The 18,895-nt window shown below is 69.0% G+C and carries 16 protein-coding genes; 14 read left to right on the top strand and 2 right to left on the bottom strand.

Annotation, left to right across the window (positions count from 1 at the left end):
• Positions 1 to 7 precede the first annotated feature (7 nt).
• Both KI385_RS20855 and KI385_RS20850 read right to left on the bottom strand, forming a co-directional pair.
• Positions 8 to 844: an ATP nucleotide 3'-pyrophosphokinase gene (locus KI385_RS20855; protein WP_238573716.1), complete on the bottom strand. Its 837-nt coding sequence runs from the start codon at positions 842 to 844 to the stop codon at positions 8 to 10.
• Between the two features lie 254 nt (positions 845 to 1,098).
• The gene (locus tag KI385_RS20850) at positions 1,099 to 1,908 is read right to left on the bottom strand and encodes a C40 family peptidase (protein WP_238573715.1); all 810 of its coding nucleotides are present in this window, start codon (positions 1,906 to 1,908) and stop codon (positions 1,099 to 1,101) included.
• 727 nt (positions 1,909 to 2,635) lie between these two features.
• Here KI385_RS20850 and KI385_RS20845 point away from each other — a divergent pair.
• Genes KI385_RS20845 through nuoN form a run of 14 tightly spaced genes read left to right on the top strand, consistent with a single transcriptional unit; the run spans position 2,636 to position 18,831 of the window.
• A complete protein-coding gene (locus tag KI385_RS20845; protein ID WP_128511492.1) occupies positions 2,636 to 2,995 on the top strand; it encodes an NADH-quinone oxidoreductase subunit A in 360 nt (119 codons plus the stop codon).
• 9 nt (positions 2,996 to 3,004) lie between these two features.
• Positions 3,005 to 3,577 carry a NuoB/complex I 20 kDa subunit family protein gene (locus KI385_RS20840; RefSeq protein ID WP_238573714.1) on the top strand — a complete coding sequence of 191 codons (573 nt, stop codon included), beginning with the start codon at positions 3,005 to 3,007 and terminating at the stop codon, positions 3,575 to 3,577.
• Entirely contained in the window at positions 3,574 to 4,338 is a 765-nt protein-coding gene (locus KI385_RS20835; protein ID WP_238573713.1) for an NADH-quinone oxidoreductase subunit C, read from the top strand. The genes KI385_RS20840 and KI385_RS20835 overlap by 4 nt, the downstream gene beginning before the upstream one ends.
• Entirely contained in the window at positions 4,338 to 5,714 is a 1,377-nt protein-coding gene (locus KI385_RS20830) for an NADH-quinone oxidoreductase subunit D (protein WP_238573712.1), read from the top strand. Before KI385_RS20835 ends, KI385_RS20830 begins: the two co-directional genes overlap by 1 nt.
• A gap of 35 nt (positions 5,715 to 5,749) precedes the next feature.
• On the top strand, positions 5,750 to 6,601 hold the full coding sequence (nuoE, locus tag KI385_RS20825; protein ID WP_238577772.1) for an NADH-quinone oxidoreductase subunit NuoE: 852 nt from the start codon (positions 5,750 to 5,752) through the stop codon (positions 6,599 to 6,601).
• A complete protein-coding gene (gene nuoF / locus KI385_RS20820; protein WP_238573711.1) occupies positions 6,601 to 7,983 on the top strand; it encodes an NADH-quinone oxidoreductase subunit NuoF in 1,383 nt (460 codons plus the stop codon). Before nuoE ends, nuoF begins: the two co-directional genes overlap by 1 nt.
• The gene (locus KI385_RS20815; RefSeq protein WP_238573710.1) at positions 7,980 to 10,484 is read left to right on the top strand and encodes an NADH-quinone oxidoreductase subunit G; all 2,505 of its coding nucleotides are present in this window, start codon (positions 7,980 to 7,982) and stop codon (positions 10,482 to 10,484) included. Before nuoF ends, KI385_RS20815 begins: the two co-directional genes overlap by 4 nt.
• Positions 10,484 to 11,875, top strand: a complete 1,392-nt coding sequence (nuoH, locus tag KI385_RS20810) for an NADH-quinone oxidoreductase subunit NuoH (protein WP_425357084.1) — start codon at positions 10,484 to 10,486, stop codon at positions 11,873 to 11,875. Before KI385_RS20815 ends, nuoH begins: the two co-directional genes overlap by 1 nt.
• Positions 11,841 to 12,458 carry an NADH-quinone oxidoreductase subunit NuoI gene (gene nuoI, locus KI385_RS20805; RefSeq protein WP_425356936.1) on the top strand — a complete coding sequence of 206 codons (618 nt, stop codon included), beginning with the start codon at positions 11,841 to 11,843 and terminating at the stop codon, positions 12,456 to 12,458. Before nuoH ends, nuoI begins: the two co-directional genes overlap by 35 nt.
• Positions 12,455 to 13,327: an NADH-quinone oxidoreductase subunit J gene (locus tag KI385_RS20800; RefSeq protein ID WP_238573707.1), complete on the top strand. Its 873-nt coding sequence runs from the start codon at positions 12,455 to 12,457 to the stop codon at positions 13,325 to 13,327. The genes nuoI and KI385_RS20800 overlap by 4 nt, the downstream gene beginning before the upstream one ends.
• On the top strand, positions 13,324 to 13,623 hold the full coding sequence (nuoK, locus tag KI385_RS20795; protein WP_227046425.1) for an NADH-quinone oxidoreductase subunit NuoK: 300 nt from the start codon (positions 13,324 to 13,326) through the stop codon (positions 13,621 to 13,623). The genes KI385_RS20800 and nuoK overlap by 4 nt, the downstream gene beginning before the upstream one ends.
• Before the next feature lie 13 nt (positions 13,624 to 13,636).
• Positions 13,637 to 15,520, top strand: coding sequence for an NADH-quinone oxidoreductase subunit L (gene nuoL, locus KI385_RS20790; protein WP_238573706.1), 1,884 nt, complete (start codon positions 13,637 to 13,639; stop codon positions 15,518 to 15,520).
• A 3-nt stretch (positions 15,521 to 15,523) separates the two neighbouring features.
• Complete coding sequence (locus tag KI385_RS20785) at positions 15,524 to 17,182, top strand: NADH-quinone oxidoreductase subunit M (RefSeq protein WP_238573705.1); 1,659 nt, start codon at positions 15,524 to 15,526, stop codon at positions 17,180 to 17,182.
• Entirely contained in the window at positions 17,179 to 18,831 is a 1,653-nt protein-coding gene (nuoN, locus tag KI385_RS20780) for an NADH-quinone oxidoreductase subunit NuoN (RefSeq protein WP_238573704.1), read from the top strand. The genes KI385_RS20785 and nuoN overlap by 4 nt, the downstream gene beginning before the upstream one ends.
• Positions 18,832 to 18,895: the final 64 nt, after the last annotated feature.

Below are 18,895 nucleotides of genomic sequence, written 5' to 3'. Positions count from 1 at the left end.
GGGTCCGTCAGCCCACGGGGACGGGGGCCGGAGCGGGGAGGTGGCGGGCCGGGTCCGGTGCCGGGAGGTGGCGGGCCGGAGCGGTCAGCCGCTCGGCGCCCGGCGGGACCGGCACCGCCGCGAAGATCGCGTTCTGCTGCTCCTGGAGCTCGCGCACCCTCTCGGGCGGAGTGCCGGGCAGCCGCTGCTCCTCGTACAGCTTGTGCGTCTCCAGCTGCGCCGCCTTGCTCTGGGGGGTGTGGAACTGGACCTCGAAGAGCTGGTGGGAGCGGGGCGCGCGCCAGGCGGAGTTGACCGCCTTGTAGCCGGCGGTCCGGTTCCAGGTGTTGGACCAGCGGGTGCTGTCGTTGCCCCAGGAGGACAGCAGCCCGGCCGCGGAGTCGACGCCCTGGCTGTACCTCCCGGCGGGCCACTGGAGGGTGAAGCGGACCGCGTCATTGATCTTGCCGAGCGAGGCGTCCACGGTCTGCCCCGGCGACTCCCGCATCGAGGTGGCGACCTTGCGCTTGAGCGAGTCCGGGGACTTCAGCCGCTGGTCGAAGCCGATCAGATCGGCGTGGCTGAGCCGGGCGGCCGCGCGGATCTGCGGCGTGATGGAGCGCTCGGCCCGCCGGGCGCGGGCGACGAACGCGTCCACCTTCTTGTTGTCCGCGGCGTTCAGCGCCAGCCCGTCCTGGTGCCAGCCGCCGTCGGGGTCGGTGTCGGCGAACGGGGCGAGGACCGGGGCGGCGGACGGCGCCGATGCCGTCGCGGTGTGGACCGCGCCCAGGCCGAGTGCGGTGGCCAGGGCGGCGGCCGTCGCGGCCCTGGTGACGATCCGGTGGGCGGTGCGATGGGTGTTCATCGGAGCGCGGAGTCCCTCTCTCTACGGGCGCCGCACGGGGCCCGATCGGCAGATGTGCGGCATATGGCGAGAGATGCAACGGCGCGCACCGGTCATCGGTGGCTCCACGGGCGGCCTTCGGCCCGTACCTGGCTTGATCGTGGCGCTGGACGGCGCGAATCGGCCGCCGGAGAGACCGGCCACTACGGCGAAGGACCGCCTCTCCCGGGCGGCGGGAGGGGCGGTCCTTCAGGGGTACCGGATGCGCGGCGGTCTCAGAGGACGCGCACCGCGCCGGTCGGCATGTCGTAGCTGAGCGGGCGCTCGACGATGCCGGTGCTCGGGTTCTGGGCGCCGATGAAGTTGCCGTTACCGACGTAGACACCGACGTGGTAGGCGCTGCCCGCGCTGCCCCAGTACAGGATGTCGCCGACCTGGAGGTTGTCCAGACCGACCTGGGTGCCGGCGGTGGACTGGTCCTGCGAGACGCGCGGCAGGTCGATACCGATCTGGCTGAACGCGGCCTGGGTCAGGCCGGAGCAGTCGTACGACGAGGGGCCGCTGGCGCCGAGCACGTAGGCCTTGCCCAGCTGCGCCTTGAGGAAGGCGACGAGCGTGGCGGTGCTGCCGGTGCCGGTGGAGGCGGACGCCGGGGCGGACAGGGTCGTCCGCTCGGAGGAGCGCGAGGCACGGGCCTGCGCGGCCTCCTTGGCCTCCTTGGCCTTGCGGGCCTCCTCGGCCTTCTTCTTGGCCTCGGCCTTGGCCTTCTTCACGGCCTCGGCCTTGTGCTTCTCCGCGGCCTTGGCGGCCTTGGTGAATGCGCTGTCCTGGAGCGCCTGACGCTCGTAGTTGAACGCGACCTGCTCGGCGGTGTCGGCGCTCCTGGCGGCGCTGGTTGCCAGCGCCGTCGTGATCGTCGGCATCTCCTGGGTCTCAGCGACGGGCTTTTCCGCGGCGTTGGCCGGCACGGTCGCGCCGGTCACCGCGAGGGTGAGGAAGCCACCGGTCACGCCCGCACGCAGGGCCCGCGAGGACGCGGAACGGCGGGGCTTCCGGTGGCTGGGTATGAGTGCGTTCGTGGACATGGCAATAACGGCTATCAGGAGCCAGAGGTTGCTGCCAAGAAAGGTGCAGTGCGCCACACTTGACGTGTACACGGCGAACAAAACGGACTTTTGTCCGCCCGTCGAGCCGACGGCGTGATGTCCGAATTTCGCGATCATGTTCCTACGCATGGCATTTGGCGCTCCATGCGGCCTCGGCGGGGGCCTATCACTTCCGCATCCGCCACGCCAAGGCTTCCCGGGCGTCAAGGGTCTAGTGCATGAAATCGCGTGACATAGGTCACTCTTGAGTGTCCGTTATGTTCCCGTGACCCGGCGCGGGCCATCCGCTCGTGAATCGGGGCACGCGCCGACGATCACGGTCGGGTCACGAGCGGATCGCATCTACGGCGTGCGCCTCATATAGCAGTTGGGCGCGTCCAGCGCCAATTTGCCTGTAGCGGCAATGACTTGGTATTGGCAACCCCGCCCTGACCAGCGGTAACCCGTGTGAATGTCACCTCTCGTGATCACTCGCGTGCTTCGCGTATGAAGATCACCGCTCATCCGACTTCATGATCCTTCGCCGGGTGGTGGAGATCACAAAGGCGTTGTTCGACCCCGTGTCGCAGATCACAGACCGGCGGGCATAAGATGCAGGCGGTTCGGGCTTGTGAACTGCCTCACATATGCACGATCTCTACGGGGGCAGTCACCGGGCCCGAGCGGACCGCCATCCAGTCATCGTCGACTGAAGGGAGCGAGGACGGTGAACGCTTACGCGCCCATCCTCGTACTGGGAGCCCTCGGGGCAGGCTTTGCGATCTTCTCCGTCGTCATGGCCACCCTCGTCGGACCCAGGCGCTACAACCGGGCCAAGCTCGAGGCGTACGAGTGCGGAATCGAGCCGACGCCACATCCAGCCGGTGGCGGTCGCTTCCCGATCAAGTACTACCTGACGGCGATGCTCTTCATCGTCTTCGACATCGAGATCGTCTTCCTCTATCCCTGGGCCGTCACCTTCGACGCCCTGGGGCTTTTCGGGCTCGTCGAGATGCTTCTCTTCGCGCTCACCGTCTTCGTCGCCTACGCCTATGTATGGCGTCGTGGCGGCCTGGAATGGGACTAGGGGTCACACATGGGACTTGAAGAGAAGCTGCCGAGCGGCTTTTTGCTGACCACTGTCGAGCAGGCCGCGGGCTGGGTGCGCAAATCATCGGTCTTCCCGGCGACCTTCGGGCTGGCCTGCTGCGCCATCGAGATGATGACGACCGGCGCCGGGCGCTATGACCTGGCCCGCTTCGGCATGGAGGTCTTCCGTGGTTCGCCGCGGCAGGCGGACCTGATGATCGTGGCCGGCCGGGTGAGCCAGAAGATGGCGCCCGTTCTGCGGCAGGTCTACGACCAGATGCCGAACCCGAAGTGGGTGATTTCCATGGGGGTTTGCGCCTCATCGGGCGGAATGTTCAATAACTACGCGATTGTGCAGGGTGTCGACCACATCGTCCCCGTCGACATCTATTTGCCGGGCTGCCCGCCACGTCCCGAGATGCTGATGGACGCGATTCTCAAGCTCCACCAGAAGATCCAGAACACCAAGCTCGGGGTCAATCAGCAGCAGGCCGCCCGCGAGGCGGAGGAAGCGGCGCTCAAGGCGCTCCCGCTGATCGAGATGCCCCTCTCGCCTGGAAAGAAAGGGCTGCTGCGGTGAGTGAGCAGAAGAACCCCGAGCGTCCCGGCGAGCCGAACGGCCAGGAGGAGGCCGTTCCGGCGCAGCGCGACGACACCGGCGAGGTGATCGGCACCCGCCGCGGCATGTTCGGCGCCAACAACGGCGGCGACACCACCGGCTACGGCGGCCTCGTACGGACCGTCCGGCTGCCCGGCGCGAGCCTGCGCCCGTATGGCGGGCCACGCGCCGAAGGAGCCTACGGAGAGTTCGACGAGATCGCCGACGAGCTGGAGGGCGCCCTCGACGAACAGGGCCTGATCCCCGAGAACGTCATCACCAAGACCGTCGTCGACCGCGACGAGCTGACGTTCCACATCGAGCGCGCGTATCTGCCGACCGTCGCCAAGACGCTGCGCGACGACCCCGCGCTGCGCTTCGAACTGTGTACGGGCGTCAGCGGGGTGCACTTCCCCGGCGACAAGGGCCGCGAGCTGCACGCCGTCTACCACCTGCGCTCGATCACCCACAACCGGCTCATCCGGCTGGAGGTCTCCGCCCCGGACGCCGACCGGCACATCCCCTCGCTCGTCGATGTCTATCCGACCAACGACTGGCACGAGCGCGAGACCTACGACTTCTTCGGAATCGTTTTCGACGGCCACCCGGCGCTGACCCGGATCATGATGCCGGACGACTGGCAGGGCTTCCCGCAGCGCAAGGACTACCCGCTCGGCGGCATCCCCGTCGAGTACAAGGGCGCCCAGATTCCGGCTCCCGACCAGCGGAGGTCGTACAGCTGATGACTACTGCACCGCACTCCCACTCCCCGAACGGCCACCGCACGTCGAGCGACTTCGACACGCAGGAGTCCCTCGCCCGCGAGACCACCGAGGGCACCGTCTACAACGTCTCCGGTGGTGACTGGGACGAGATCGCGGCCGCCGCCGTCAAGTCCGACGACGAGCGGATCATCGTCAACATGGGGCCGCAGCACCCCTCCACGCACGGCGTGCTCCGGCTGATCCTGGAGATCGACGGCGAGACCGTCACCGAGGCCCGCTGCGGCATCGGCTATCTGCACACCGGCATCGAGAAGAACCTCGAATACCGGACCTGGACGCAGGGCACCACCTTCGTGACGCGGATGGACTACCTCACGCCGTTCTTCAACGAGACGGCCTACTGCCTGGCCGTGGAGAAGCTGCTCGGCATCACCGACGACATCCCCGACCGGGCCACAATCATCCGCGTGCTGCTGATGGAGCTCAACCGGCTCTCCTCCCACCTGGTGTGCATCGCCACCGGCGGTATGGAGCTGGGCGCCACCACGATCATGATCTACGGCTTCCGTGACCGTGAGCTCATCCTCGACATCTACGAGCTGATCACCGGCCTGCGGATGAACCACGCCTACATCCGGCCCGGCGGCCTCGCCCAGGACCTGCCCCCCGGCGCCGTCGACCAGGTGCGCGCCTTCGTCAAGAAGATGCGCAAGAACCTCCCCGAGTACGACAAGCTCGCCACCGGCAACCCCGTCTTCAAGGGCCGCATGGAGGGCATCGGCTATCTCGACCTGGCCGGCTGTATGGCCACCGGCGCCACCGGGCCGATCTTGCGCGCCGCCGGACTGCCGCACGACCTGCGCAAGACGCAGCCGTACTGCGGCTACGAGAACTACGACTTCGAGGTGCCGACCGCCGACACCTGCGACTCCTACGGCCGGTTCCTGATCCGGCTGGAGGAGATGCGCCAGTCGCTGCGGATCGTCGAACAGTGCCTGGACCGGCTGGAGCCCGGCCCGGTGATGGTCGCGGACAAGAAGATCGCCTGGCCCGCGCAGCTGGCCCTCGGCCCGGACGGCCTGGGCAACTCCCTCGACCACATCAAGAAGATCATGGGCACCTCGATGGAGGCCCTGATCCACCACTTCAAGCTGGTGACCGAGGGCTTCCGGGTCCCGCCGGGACAGGCCTACGCCGCCGTCGAGTCACCCAAGGGCGAACTGGGCGTGCATGTGGTCAGCGACGGCGGCACCCGCCCCTACCGGGTGCACTTCCGCGACCCGTCCTTCACCAACCTGCAGGCCATGGCGGCGATGTGTGAAGGCGGCCAGGTCGCCGACGTCATCGTCGCCGTCGCGTCCATCGACCCCGTGATGGGAGGCGTCGACCGGTGAACGCCACTCCGGCAAACCACGACGTGCAGCTGGGGATGCCCGCACTCCCCGCCCCGGACTACCCGGCGGACGTACGGGCCCGGCTGGTAGCGGACGCCAAGGAGGTGATCGCCCGCTACCCCGACTCGCGCTCGGCGCTGCTGCCGCTGCTGCACCTCGTCCAGGCCGAGGAAGGGCATGTCACCCGCACCGGCATCCGCTTCTGCGCCGAGCTGCTCGACCTCACCACCGCCGAGGTCACCGCCGTCTCGACCTTCTACTCCATGTACCGCCGCAAGGCCGGCGGCGACTACCAGGTCGGGGTCTGCACCAACACGCTGTGCGCGGTGATGGGCGGCGACGCCATCTTCGAGGAGCTCAAGGAGCACCTCGGCGTCGGCAACGGCGAGACCACCGAGGACGGCACCGTCACCCTCGAACACATCGAGTGCAACGCCGCCTGCGACTTCGCCCCGGTCGTGATGGTCAACTGGGAGTTCTTCGACAACCAGACGCCCGGGTCCGCCCGGCAGCTCGTCGACGATCTGCGGGCCGGCCGGATCGTCGAGCCCACCCGCGGCGCACCGCTGTGCACCTTCAAGCAGACCGCCCGGATGCTCGCCGGATTCCCGGACGAGCGGCCGGGCGCCGTCGAGGCCACCGGCGGCGCCGGGCCCGCCTCGCTGATCGGGCTGCGGCTCGCCAGGGGCGAGGGCGCCCCCGGCCGCGGCGCCGACCACGTCATCGCGCCGCGCACCACCGCCGACGGCCCGACCGAAGAACCCCCCTCCGGCCACCCCTCCGGTCAGGCACCCCCGGGCCACCCGAGCTCACACGACGCACCACACGAAACCTCGGCCTCCGACGAGCAGCACCCGGCCGGCCCGAGCGCAGAGGAGGGGGAGTGATGACCGTGGCAGCCGAATATGGGGGTACCCCCCGGCCGGAGACCGGTGGAGAGTCGAGCCCCGAAAAGCTCCTCGTGCCCGTCCTGTCCGCCTTCTGGGACCAGCCCGAATCCTGGACGCTGGAGACCTACCGCCGGCACGAGGGCTACGAGGGCCTGCGCAAGGCGCTCGCGATGCCCCCCGACGACGTCATCGCCTACGTCAAGGACGCCGGGCTGCGCGGCCGCGGCGGCGCGGGCTTCCCGACCGGCATGAAGTGGCAGTTCATCCCGCAGGGCGACGGCAAACCGCACTATCTCGTGGTCAACGCCGACGAATCCGAGCCCGGGACCTGCAAGGACATCCCCCTCCTCTTCGCGAACCCGCACTCCCTCATCGAGGGGATCGTGATCGCCTGTCATGCGATCCGATCGAACCACGCCTTCATCTATCTGCGCGGTGAGGTCGTGCCCGTCCTGCGGCGGCTGCACGAAGCCGTACGCGAGGCGTACGCGGCGGGCTACCTCGGCAAGAACATCCTCGGCTCGGGACTCGACCTGGATGTGATCGTGCACGCGGGCGCCGGCGCGTACATCTGCGGTGAGGAAACCGCGCTGCTCGATTCCCTGGAGGGCCGTCGCGGACAGCCCCGGCTGCGTCCCCCCTTCCCGGCGGTGGCCGGCCTCTACGCCTGCCCCACTGTCGTGAACAACGTCGAATCCATCGCGTCGGTTCCCGCGATCATGAACAAGGGCAAGGACTGGTTCAGGTCGATGGGCAGCGAGAAGTCCCCGGGCTTCACGCTCTACTCGCTCAGCGGCCATGTCACCAACCCCGGCCAGTACGAAGCCCCGTTGGGCATCACCCTGCGCCAGCTGCTGGACATGAGCGGCGGCATCCGCCGCGGCCACCGGCTGAAGTTCTGGACGCCGGGCGGCTCCTCGACGCCGATGTTCACCGAGGAGCACCTCGATGTCCCCCTCGACTACGAGGGCGTCGGCGCGGCCGGCTCGATGCTCGGCACCAAGGCGCTCCAGTGCTTCGACGAGACCACCTGCGTCGTACGGGCGGTCACCCGCTGGACCGAGTTCTATGCGCACGAGTCCTGCGGCAAGTGCACGCCCTGCCGCGAAGGGACCTATTGGCTGGTGCAGTTGCTGCGCGACATCGAGGCCGGCAAGGGGCGGATGGACGACCTCGACAAGATCGACGACATCGCCGACAACATCAACGGCAAGTCCTTCTGCGCCCTCGGCGACGGCGCCGCCTCGCCGATCTTCTCCTCGCTCAAGTACTTCCGCGAGGAGTACGAGCAGCACATCACCGGCAAGGGCTGCCCCTTCGACCCCGCCAAGTCGACCCTCTGGGCCGACAACGACGCTCACCTGGGGGTGAACGCATGACCGTCACCACAACGGGGTCGAACAGCGGCTCCGCCGCGGTCCCCCCGGAGGACCTCGTCACCCTGACGATCGACGGCATCGAGATCTCGGTCCCCAAGGGGACGCTGGTCATCCGCGCCGCCGAACTCCTCGGCATCGAGATCCCGCGCTTCTGTGACCACCCGCTGCTGGACCCGGCGGGCGCCTGCCGGCAGTGCATCGTCGAGGTCGAGGGCCAGCGCAAGCCGATGGCCTCCTGCACCATCACCTGCACCGACGGCATGGTCGTCAAGTCGCAGCTCACCTCCCCGGTGGCCGAGAAGGCCCAGCGCGGGGTGATGGAGCTGCTGCTGATCAACCACCCGCTGGACTGCCCGGTCTGCGACAAGGGCGGCGAGTGCCCGCTGCAGAACCAGGCGATGCAGGTCGGCGACCCGGAGTCGCGCTTTGAGGGTAAGAAGCGCACCTTCGCCAAGCCGGTACCGATCTCCACCCAGGTGCTGCTGGACCGCGAGCGGTGCGTGCTGTGCGCACGCTGCACCCGCTTCAGCAACCAGATCGCCGGCGACCCGATGATCGAGCTGGTCGAGCGCGGCGCCCTCCAGCAGGTCGGCACCGGAGAGGGCGACCCCTTCCAGTCGTACTTCTCCGGCAACACCATCCAGATCTGCCCGGTCGGCGCGCTCACCTCCGCCGCGTACCGCTTCCGCTCCCGCCCCTTCGACCTGGTCTCCTCGCCGTCGGTGTGCGAGCACTGCGCGGGCGGCTGCGCGACCCGTACGGACCACCGGCGCGGCAAGGTCCTGCGGCGGCTGGCGGCCAACGACCCCGAGGTCAACGAGGAGTGGATCTGCGACAAGGGGCGGTTCGCCTTCCGCTACGCGCAGCAGCGCGACCGGCTGGAGCACCCCCTGGTACGCAACCGGGAGTCCGGTGAACTGGAGCCGGCGAGCTGGCCCGCGGCCCTGGAGGCGGCGGCCCGCGGACTGGCCGCGGCCAAGGGCCGCACCGGCGTGCTGACCGGCGGCCGGCTGACCGTCGAGGACTCCTACGCGTACGCCAAGTTCGCCCGGATCGCCCTGAACACCAACGACATCGACTTCCGGGCGCGGGTGCACAGCGCCGAGGAGGCCGACTTCCTGGCGGCCCGGGTCGCCGGCCGCGGCCGGGACCTGGACGGCCAGGGCATCACGTACACCGCGCTGGAGAAGGCGCCGGCCGTCCTGCTGGCCGGCATCGAGGCCGAGGAGGAGGCCCCCGGTGTCTTCCTGCGGCTGCGCAAGGCGCACCGCAAGGGCGGACAGCGCACCTACGGGCTGGCCGGTTACGCCTCCCGCGGGCTGATCAAGGCCGGCGGCACGCTGCTGCCGGCCGCGCCCGGCACCGAGACCGAATGGCTCGACGCGCTCGCGGGCGGCGTCGGCCTGGAGGGCGAGGGGCTCGCGGCGGCCGAGGCGCTGCGGGCGGACGGCTCGGTGATCATCGTCGGTGAGCGGCTGGCGTCGGTGCCCGGCGCGCTGACCGCCGCGCTCCGCGCCGCCACCGCCACCGGCGCCCAGCTGGTGTGGATCCCGCGGCGGGCGGGTGAACGCGGCGCCGTCGAGGCCGGCGCGCTGCCCGGTCTGCTGCCCGGTGGCCGGCCGGCCACCGACCCGCGGGCCCGCGACGAGGTCGCCGCCGCCTGGGGCGTGGCCGCGCTGCCGCACCAGCACGGCCGGGACACCGGACAGATCATCGAGGCCGCGGCGACCGGTGAGCTCAGCGCGCTCCTGGTGGCGGGCGTCGAGGTCGCGGACCTCCCGGACCCGGCCCGTGCGCTGACCGCCCTGGACGAGGTCGGGTTCCTGGTCAGCCTGGAGCTGCGGCCCTCGCAGGTCACCGACCGGGCGGATGTGGTCCTCCCGGTGGCGGCCGTGGTCGAGAAGGCCGGCACGTTCCTCAACTGGGAGGGCCGGGCCCGGCTGTTCGAGGCCGCGCTCAAACCGGACCAGATGACCCGCCGGAATCTGCTGCCGGACTCCCGGGTGCTGCACATGCTCGCCGACGCCCTCGATGTGCACCTTGCGCTGCCGGACATCCGCTCCGTACGCCGCGAACTGGACCGGCTCGGCGGCTGGCGGGGCCCGTACGCCGGCGAGCCCGCGGAGACCGGGCGCCCGCTGCCCCGCCCCGACACCGGCGAGTCCGTACTCGCCGGACACCGGCTCCTCCTGGACCAGGGCCTGCTCCAGGAAGGCGACGAGGCGCTGGCCGGCACCCGGCACGCCGCCGTCGCCCGGCTGTCGCAGGCCACCGCGCAGGAGACCGGCGTCAAGGACGGTGACCTGCTGGCGGTCACCGGACCGGCCGGCTCGGTCCACCTGCCGCTTCAGGTCACGCCGATGCCCGACCGGGTGGTGTGGCTGCCGCTCAACTCCACGGGCGGTGGCGTCGCCGCCGACACCGGGGCACACCCCGGTGACCTGGTGAAGATCTCCGCCGTCCCGGGCACGCCGGAGCCGGCCAAGGAGGTGGACGCATGATGCAGCAGCTCGATCAACTGGCCGCTGCCGGAAGCGCGCTGGCCCAGGAAGACCTGTCGATGTTCGGCCGCGACCCGTGGTGGCTCGTCGTCATCAAGGCCGTCTTCTGCTTCGCGTTCCTGATGCTGACGGTGCTGTTCTCGATCGTCTGGGAACGCAAGGTCGTCGCCTGGATGCAGCTGCGCATCGGCCCCAACCGGCACGGTCCCTGGGGGATGCTGCAGTCCCTCGCCGACGGCATCAAGCTGATGCTGAAGGAGGACCTGATCGTCAAACGGGCCGACAAGGTGGTCTACGTCCTCGCGCCGATCGTGGCGGCCATCCCGGCCTTCATGGCGATCGCGGTGATCCCCTTCGGCCCGGCCGGCAACGAGATCTCGATCTTCGGCGTCCGCACCCCGATGCAGCTGACCGACCTGCCGATCGGCGTCCTCTACATCCTGGCCACGGCCTCGGTCGGCATCTACGGCATCGTGCTGGCGGGCTGGTCCTCCGGCTCGACCTATCCGCTGCTCGGCGGTCTGCGCTCGTGCGCACAGATGATCTCGTACGAGATCGCGATGGGCATGTCGTTCGCGGCGGTGTTCCTCTACTCCGGATCGATGTCGACCTCGACGATCGTGGAGTCGCAGCAGAACAGGTGGTACATCCTGCTGCTGCCGGTGTCCTTCATCATCTACATCGTCGCGATGGTGGGCGAGACCAACCGCGCGCCGTTCGACATGCCGGAGTCCGAGGGCGACCTCGTCGGCGGCTTCAACACCGAGTACTCGTCGATCAAGTTCGCGATGTTCATGCTCGCCGAGTACATCAACATGGTCACCGTCTCGGCGGTCGCGGTCACCCTCTTCCTGGGCGGCTGGAAGGCACCCTGGCCCGTCTCCACGTTCTGGGAGGGCGCGAACCACGGCTGGTGGCCGATGCTCTGGTTCGTCATCAAGGTGCAGCTGCTGCTGTTCTTCTTCATCTGGCTGCGCGGCACCCTTCCGCGGGTGCGCTACGACCAGTTCATGAAGCTGGGCTGGAAGGTCCTCATCCCGGTCTCGATGGTCTGGCTGATGCTGGTCGCCACCGTCCGGGCGCTGAAGAACGAGGGTTTCAACTTCTCCCAGATCGTGCTGTACGTCGCCGGCGGCGCCGTCGCACTGCTGCTGATCTCCCTGGTCGTGGACTTCTTCCGGCGCGCCGAGCCGGAGGAGGAGACGGACGGTGACGGGGCCTTCGACCCGATGGCCGGCGGCTTCCCCGTACCGCCGCTGCCCGGGCAGAGCCTGCCACCGGTGCCGCGACGGCGCCCGCGCGGGGGAGACCGAGAGTTGATTGTCAGTGGTCGGGTGGACACTGTCAGTGACGGAAATGAGACCGACGGAAAGGGGGGCGACGGTGCCTGAGTTCCAGAACCCCGTGGCCGGCTTCGGCGTGACCTTCAAGGCCATGTTCAAGAAGCGGCTGACCGAGCAGTACCCGGAGGAGAAGAAGCCGACGGCGCCGCGTTTCCATGGCCGGCACCAGCTCAACCGCCATCCGGACGGGCTGGAGAAGTGCATCGGCTGCGAGCTGTGCGCCTGGGCCTGCCCGGCGGACGCGATCTATGTCGAGGGCGCGGACAACACCGACGAGGAGCGCTACTCCCCGGGGGAGCGTTACGGCCGCGTCTACCAGATCAACTATCTGCGCTGCATTCTGTGCGGCCTGTGTGTGGAGGCCTGCCCCACCCGCGCGCTGACCATGACCAATGAGTACGAACTCGCCGACAGCTCCCGTGAATCGCTCATCTACACCAAGGAAGAGCTGCTCACGGGCCTGCAGGACACCATGGTCGACAGCCCGCACGCGATCTACCCCGGCATGACGGAGAAGGACTACTACAACGGGCTGGTCACCGAGGCCGCGCCCGGCACGGCCCGTCAGGTCGCGGTCTCCAAGGGCGAGGAGCCCGACGAGAAGGCTCAGGGAAAGGAGGCGAACGCATGACCGGCCTCGCCGCCGCGGCCTCAGTGACCTCCTCGGGGGAGGCCGTGCAGTTCTGGATCCTGGGCATCGTCGCCGTCGTCGGCGCACTGTGCACGATTCTGATGAAGCGGGCCGTGCACAGCGCCCTCTCGCTCGCCGGGACCATGATCGTCCTGGCGGTCTTCTACCTCGCCAACGGCGCCTACTTCCTCGGCGTCGTACAGATCGTGGTCTACACGGGCGCGATCATGATGCTCTTCCTGTTCGTCGTCATGCTGGTCGGCGTCACCGCGGCGGACTCCCTCAAGGAGACGCTCAAGGGCCAGCGCTGGCTCGCCGCCGGCCTGGGCATCGGCTTCGGCATCCTGCTGATCGCCGGCATCGGCAACGCCTCGCTCAAGGAGTTCAACGGCCTGGGCGAGGCCAACGCCGGCGGCAATGTGCAGGGCCTGGCCGCGCTGATCTTCACCAAGTACGTCTTCGCCTTCGAAATCACCGGCGCGCTGCTGATCACGGCGGCCGTCGGCGCGATGGTGCTCACCCACCGGGAGCGTACGGAGCGCGCCAAGTCGCAGCGTGAGCAGTCCGAGGCGCGCATCCGCGAGGGCAAGCAGGTACCGCCGCTGCCGGCCCCGGGTGTCTACGCCCGGCACAACGCCGTGGACATCCCCGGTCTGCTGCCCGACGGCACCCCGTCCGAGCTGACCGTCAATCCGACGCTGCGGGAGCGCGGCCAGATCCGTGATGTCTCCGGCGAGTCGCTCGCCGAGCTCAAGGCGCTGGAACAGCGCTCCGAGGACTGGCTGGGCCGGGGCGCCGAGGACGAGCCCAAACCCCCGGCGTCCGGTGGCGCGGCGCCGAAGGAGCACAAGGAGGGGGCCAAGAAATGAACCCGGTCTACTACCTCTATCTCGCCGCCCTGTTGTTCACCATCGGCGCGGCCGGGGTGCTGATCAGGCGGAACGCCATCGTGGTGTTCATGTGCATCGAGCTGATGCTCAACGCCTGCAATCTCGCCTTCGTCACCTTCTCGCGGATGCACGGGAATCTGGACGGCCAGATCATCGCCTTCTTCACGATGGTCGTCGCCGCGGCCGAGGTCGTCGTCGGCCTGGCGATCATCGTGACGATCTTCCGCACCCGTCATACGGCCTCGGTCGACGACGCCAGCCTGATGAAGCTGTAAGGGGTCGCACAAAGTGGAGAACTTGATCGCGCTGCTTGTCGCGGCACCGCTGGTCGGTGCGGCCCTGCTGTTGTGCGGCGGCAAACGACTCGACCGCACCGGCCACTGGATCGGCTCGCTCCTCGCGGTGGCGTCGTTCGCCGTCGGGGTGGCGCTCTTCGCCGACATGCTCGGCAAGAGCGCCGAGCACCGCGCCCTGCATCAGCACCTGTTCAGCTGGATCCCGGTCGGCGGCTTCCGCGCCGATGTCGCCTTCCAGCTCGACCAGCTGTCGATGACGTTCGTGCTGCTGATCACCGGTGTCGGCTCACTGATCCACATCTACTCGATCGGCTACATGGAGCACGACGAGCGGCGCCGCCGCTTCTTCGGCTACCTCAATCTCTTCCTCGCGGCGATGCTGCTGCTCGTCATCGCCGACAACTACCTTCTGCTGTACGTCGGCTGGGAGGGCGTCGGCCTCGCCTCGTACCTCCTCATCGGCTTCTGGCAGCACAAGCCCAGTGCGGCCACCGCCGCCAAGAAGGCGTTCCTCGTCAACCGCGTCGGTGACATGGGCCTGTCCATCGCGATCATGCTGATGTTCACGACGTTCGGGACCTTCGCCTTCGGTCCGGTGCTCGCCTCCACCGGCGACACTTCCGAGGGCAAGCTGACCGCCATCGGGCTGATGCTGCTGCTGGCCGCCTGCGGTAAGTCGGCGCAGGTGCCGCTGCAGTCCTGGCTCGGCGATGCGATGGAGGGCCCGACCCCGGTCTCGGCCCTGATCCACGCCGCCACCATGGTCACCGCCGGCGTGTATCTGATCACCCGCTCCGGGGCGATCTTCAATGCCGCACCGGACGCGCAGACCGCTGTCGTCGTGGTCGGCGCGGTCACCCTCCTCTTCGGTGCGATCGTCGGTTGCGCCAAGGACGACATCAAGAAGGCGCTGGCCGGCTCGACGATGTCGCAGATCGGCTACATGATCCTGGCCGCCGGCCTGGGCCCGATCGGCTACGCCTTCGCGATCATGCACCTGGTCACCCACGGCTTCTTCAAGGCGGGCCTCTTCCTCGGCGCCGGCTCGGTGATGCACGGGATGAACGACGAGGTGGACATGCGCCGTTACGGCGGTCTGCGGAAGTACATGCCGGTCACCTTCATCACCTTCGGCCTCGGCTATCTGGCGATCATCGGCTTCCCCGGTCTGTCCGGCTTCTTCTCCAAGGACAAGATCATCGAGGCGGCGTTCGCCAAGGGCGGCACCGAGGGCTGGATCCTCGGCGGCGCGGCTCTGCTGGGCGCCGCGATCACCGCGTTCTACATGACACGGGTGATGCTGATGACGTTCTTCGGCGAGAAGCGCTGGGACCCGAGCGAGGTGCATCCGCACGAGTCGCCGAAGGTCATGACGATCCCGATGATCGTGCTGGCCGTCGGATCGGTCTTCGCGGGCGGACTGTTCAGCGTCAACGAGGCCTTTGTGAAGTGGCTGGAGCCGGTCACCTCGTTCGCGCACGGCCACTCCCCGGTCAGCGCGACCGTCGTCACCGCCTCGACCATCGTGGTGCTGCTCATCGGGGTCGGCATCGCCTGGCTGATGTACGGCCGCAAGCCCGTTCCGTCGCTCGCCCCGCGCGGCTCGCTGCTGACCCGGGCCGCCCGCCGCGATCTGCTCCAGGACGACTTCAACCACATCGTCTTCGTGCGCGGCGGCGACCACGTCACCAGCACACTCGTCCAACTCGACCGCTCCCTGGTGGACGGCGCGGTCAACGGTACGGCGGCCTGTATGGGCGGACTCTCCGGCCTGCTGCGCCAGTTGCAGAGCGGGTTCGTCCGCTCGTACGCGGTCCAGATGCTGGGCGGGGCCGCCGTTCTCGTCGCCGCGACCCTGCTGATGAGGGGTGTCTGAGCCATGTCGTTTCCCCTGCTGACGGCGACAGCCGTGGTGCCGGCGATCGGCGCGATCGCCACCGCCGCGCTGCCCGCCGCCAAGCGCACCGCGGCCAAATGGCTCGCGCTGCTCTTCTCGCTGGCCACCTTCGCACTGGCCCTGGTGATCGCGTTCCGCTTCGAGCCCGGCGCCAAGGGCCCGTACCAACTCACCGAATCACACGCCTGGATCCGGGACTTCGGGGTCCGCTACGAACTCGGCGTGGACGGCATCGCGGTCGCCCTGATCGCGCTGACCGCCCTGCTGATCCCGTTCGTCATCCTGGCGGGCTGGCACGACGCCGACCCCCTCGAAGAGGTCACGCCCAACCGGCGCTGGCGGCCCACCCAGGGCTTCTTCGCGCTGATCCTGGCCGTCGAGGCGATGGTGGTCATCTCCTTCGAGGCCACCGATGTGTTCCTCTTCTACATCTTCTTCGAAGCCATGCTGATCCCGATGTACTTCCTCATCGGCGGCTTCGGGGACGGTGCCGGACAGGGCGGCGAGGAGCGGGCGGCCGGCCGGCGGTCGTACGCCGCGGTGAAGTTCCTGCTCTACAACCTCGCCGGCGGTCTGATCATGCTGGCCGCGGTGATCGGGCTGTACGCCGTCACCGCCGACCAGCTGGGCACCGGCACCTTCTCGCTCCAGCAGATCGTCGAGGCGCGGGCCGCCGGCAAACTGGACATCGCCACCGGCACCGAACGGCTGCTCTTCCTCGGCTTCTTCTTCGCCTTCGCGGTGAAGGCGCCACTGTGGCCGCTGCACACCTGGCTGCCGGGCGCCATGGGCGAGTCGACCTCGCCGGTCGCGGTGCTGATCACCGCGGTGGTCGACAAGGTCGGCACGTTCGCCATGCTCCGCTTCTGCCTCCAGCTCTTCCCGGAGGCCAGCAGCTGGGCCACCCCGGTCATCCTGGTGCTCGCGCTGATCAGCATCGTCTACGGCGCACTGCTCGCGGTCGCCCAGCGGGACATCAAGCGGCTGATCGCCTACGCCTCGATCTCCCACTTCGGCTTCATCATCATGGGCATCTTCGCGATGACGTCCCAGGGCCAGGGCGGCGCGACGCTCTACATGGTCAACCACGGCATCTCGACCGCCGCGCTGATGCTGGTGGCCGGCTTCCTGATCAGCCGCCGCGGCTCGCGGCTGATCGCGGACTTCGGCGGCGTCCAGAAGGTCGCCCCGATCCTCGCCGGTACGTTCCTCATCGGCGGCCTGGCCACCCTCTCGCTGCCCGGCCTGGCACCGTTCATCAGCGAATTCCTGGTCCTGGTCGGCACGTTCAGCCGCTATCCGGTGATCGGCATCCTCGCCACCCTCGGCATCGTCCTCGCCGCCCTCTACGTCCTGGTCCTCTACCAGCGGACCATGACCGGGCCGGTGAAGGCCGAGGTGAAGAGCATGCCCGACCTCAGGGTCCGGGAACTGGTGGTGGTGGCGCCGCTGATCGCGCTGCTGATCTTCCTCGGGGTGTATCCGAAACCGCTCACCGACATCGTCAATCCGGCGGTCGACCACACCCTGTCCGTCGTGGACAAGAAGGATCCCAAGCCCACTGTGCAGGTGAACGCCGTGCCCGGTGGAGGCCGGCACGGCCACGCCGCGCCTGATCAAGACGTGGAGGCCGCGAAGTGACTTCCGTGGCAAGTGTCCACAGCCTGTGGACGGTGGCGGCCGGCGCACCGGGCAAGATCCCGGGGCCGCACATCGAGTACGCCCAGCTGTCGCCGACCCTGATCGTTCTCGGCGCGGCGGTGATCGGCATCCTGATCGAGGCGTTCGTGCCGCGCCGCAGCCGCTACTACTCCCAGCTGCTGCTGTCCGTGGTGTCGCTGGCCGCCGCGTTCGCCGCGGTGATCGGCCTGGCGGCCGGCGGCTTCGGCTCGTCCAAGGCGCATATCGCCGCGATGGGCGCCATCGCCGTCGACGGCCCCGCGCTGTTCCTACAGGGCACGATCTTGCTGGTGTCCCTGATCGCCGTCTTCACCTTCGCCGAGCGCCGGCTCGACCCGGCAGCGCACGGCAACCGTGTGGACTCCTTCGCCGCGCAGCCCGCGGCCGTGCCCGGCGGCGCGGCCGAACAGGCCGCGGTCAAGGCCGGGTTCACCACCACCGAGGTCTTCCCGATCGTGCTGTTCGCGGTCGGCGGCATGCTGGTGTTCCCGGCGGCCAACGACCTGCTGACGCTCTTCGTCGCGCTGGAGGTCTTCTCCCTCCCGCTGTACATCCTGTGTGCGCTGGCCCGCCGCCAGCGGCTGCTGTCGCAGGAGTCCGCGGTGAAGTACTTCCTGCTCGGCGCGTTCTCGTCGGCCTTCCTGCTGTTCGGCGTGGCCCTGCTGTACGGCTACGCGGGCACGGTGACGTACGCCGGGATCGCCGAGGTGGTCTCGGACGGCGCCAAGCAGATCGATCCGGCGCTGGCCGGCACGATGGGCAATGACGCGCTGCTGCTGATCGGCGCGGCGCTGGTGCTGATGGGGCTGCTGTTCAAGGTTGGCGCGGTCCCGTTCCACATGTGGACCCCGGACGTCTACCAAGGCGCCCCCACCCCGGTCACCGGCTTCATGGCGGCCGCCACCAAGGTCGCGGCCTTCGGCGCGCTGCTGCGTCTGTTGTATGTCGTCCTGCCGGGTATGCGCTGGGACTGGCGGCCGGTGATGTGGGGCGTCGCGATCATCACGATGCTGGGCGGTGCGATCGTCGCCATCACCCAGACCGACATCAAGCGGCTGCTGGCCTACTCCTCCATCGCGCACGCCGGATTCATCCTCGCCGGTGTGATCGCCACCAGTGAGGACGGCATCTCCTCGGTGCTCTTCTACCTCGGCGCCTACTCCTTCGTGACGCTCGGCGCCTTCGCCGTCGTCACCCTGGTGCGGGACGCCGGCGGCGAGGCCACCGCGCTGTCCAAGTGGGCGGGCCTCGGGCGGCGTTCTCCGCTGGTGGCCGCGGTCTTCGCGATCTTCCTGCTGGCCTTCGCCGGCATCCCGCTGACCTCCGGGTTCGCCGGAAAGTTCGCGGTGTTCAAGGCGGCGGCGCAGAGCGGCGCGGGGTGGCTGGTGGTGGTCGGTGTCATCTCGTCGGCCATCGCCGCCTTCTTCTACATCCGCGTCATCGTGCTGATGTTCTTCAACGAGCCCAAGGCCGACGGCCCGACCGTCGCGGTGCCCAGCCCGCTGACGAGCACGGCCATCGCCATCGGCGTCACGGCCACGCTGGTGCTGGGCCTGGCGCCGCAGTACTTCCTCGACCTGGCAGGCCAGGCAGGGGTCTTTGTGCGCTGAGGACCGGCATCCGCGTACGCCAACGGCCGCCGCCCGGCATCCCCCGAGGGTGCCGGGCGGCGGC

The sequence above is a fragment of the Streptomyces inhibens genome (genome assembly GCF_022221585.1).
GTDB classification, from domain to species: domain Bacteria; phylum Actinomycetota; class Actinomycetes; order Streptomycetales; family Streptomycetaceae; genus Streptomyces; species Streptomyces inhibens.
Note: the sequence above shows the minus strand (reverse complement) of the source record. Positions and strands in the feature narration are given on the sequence as shown.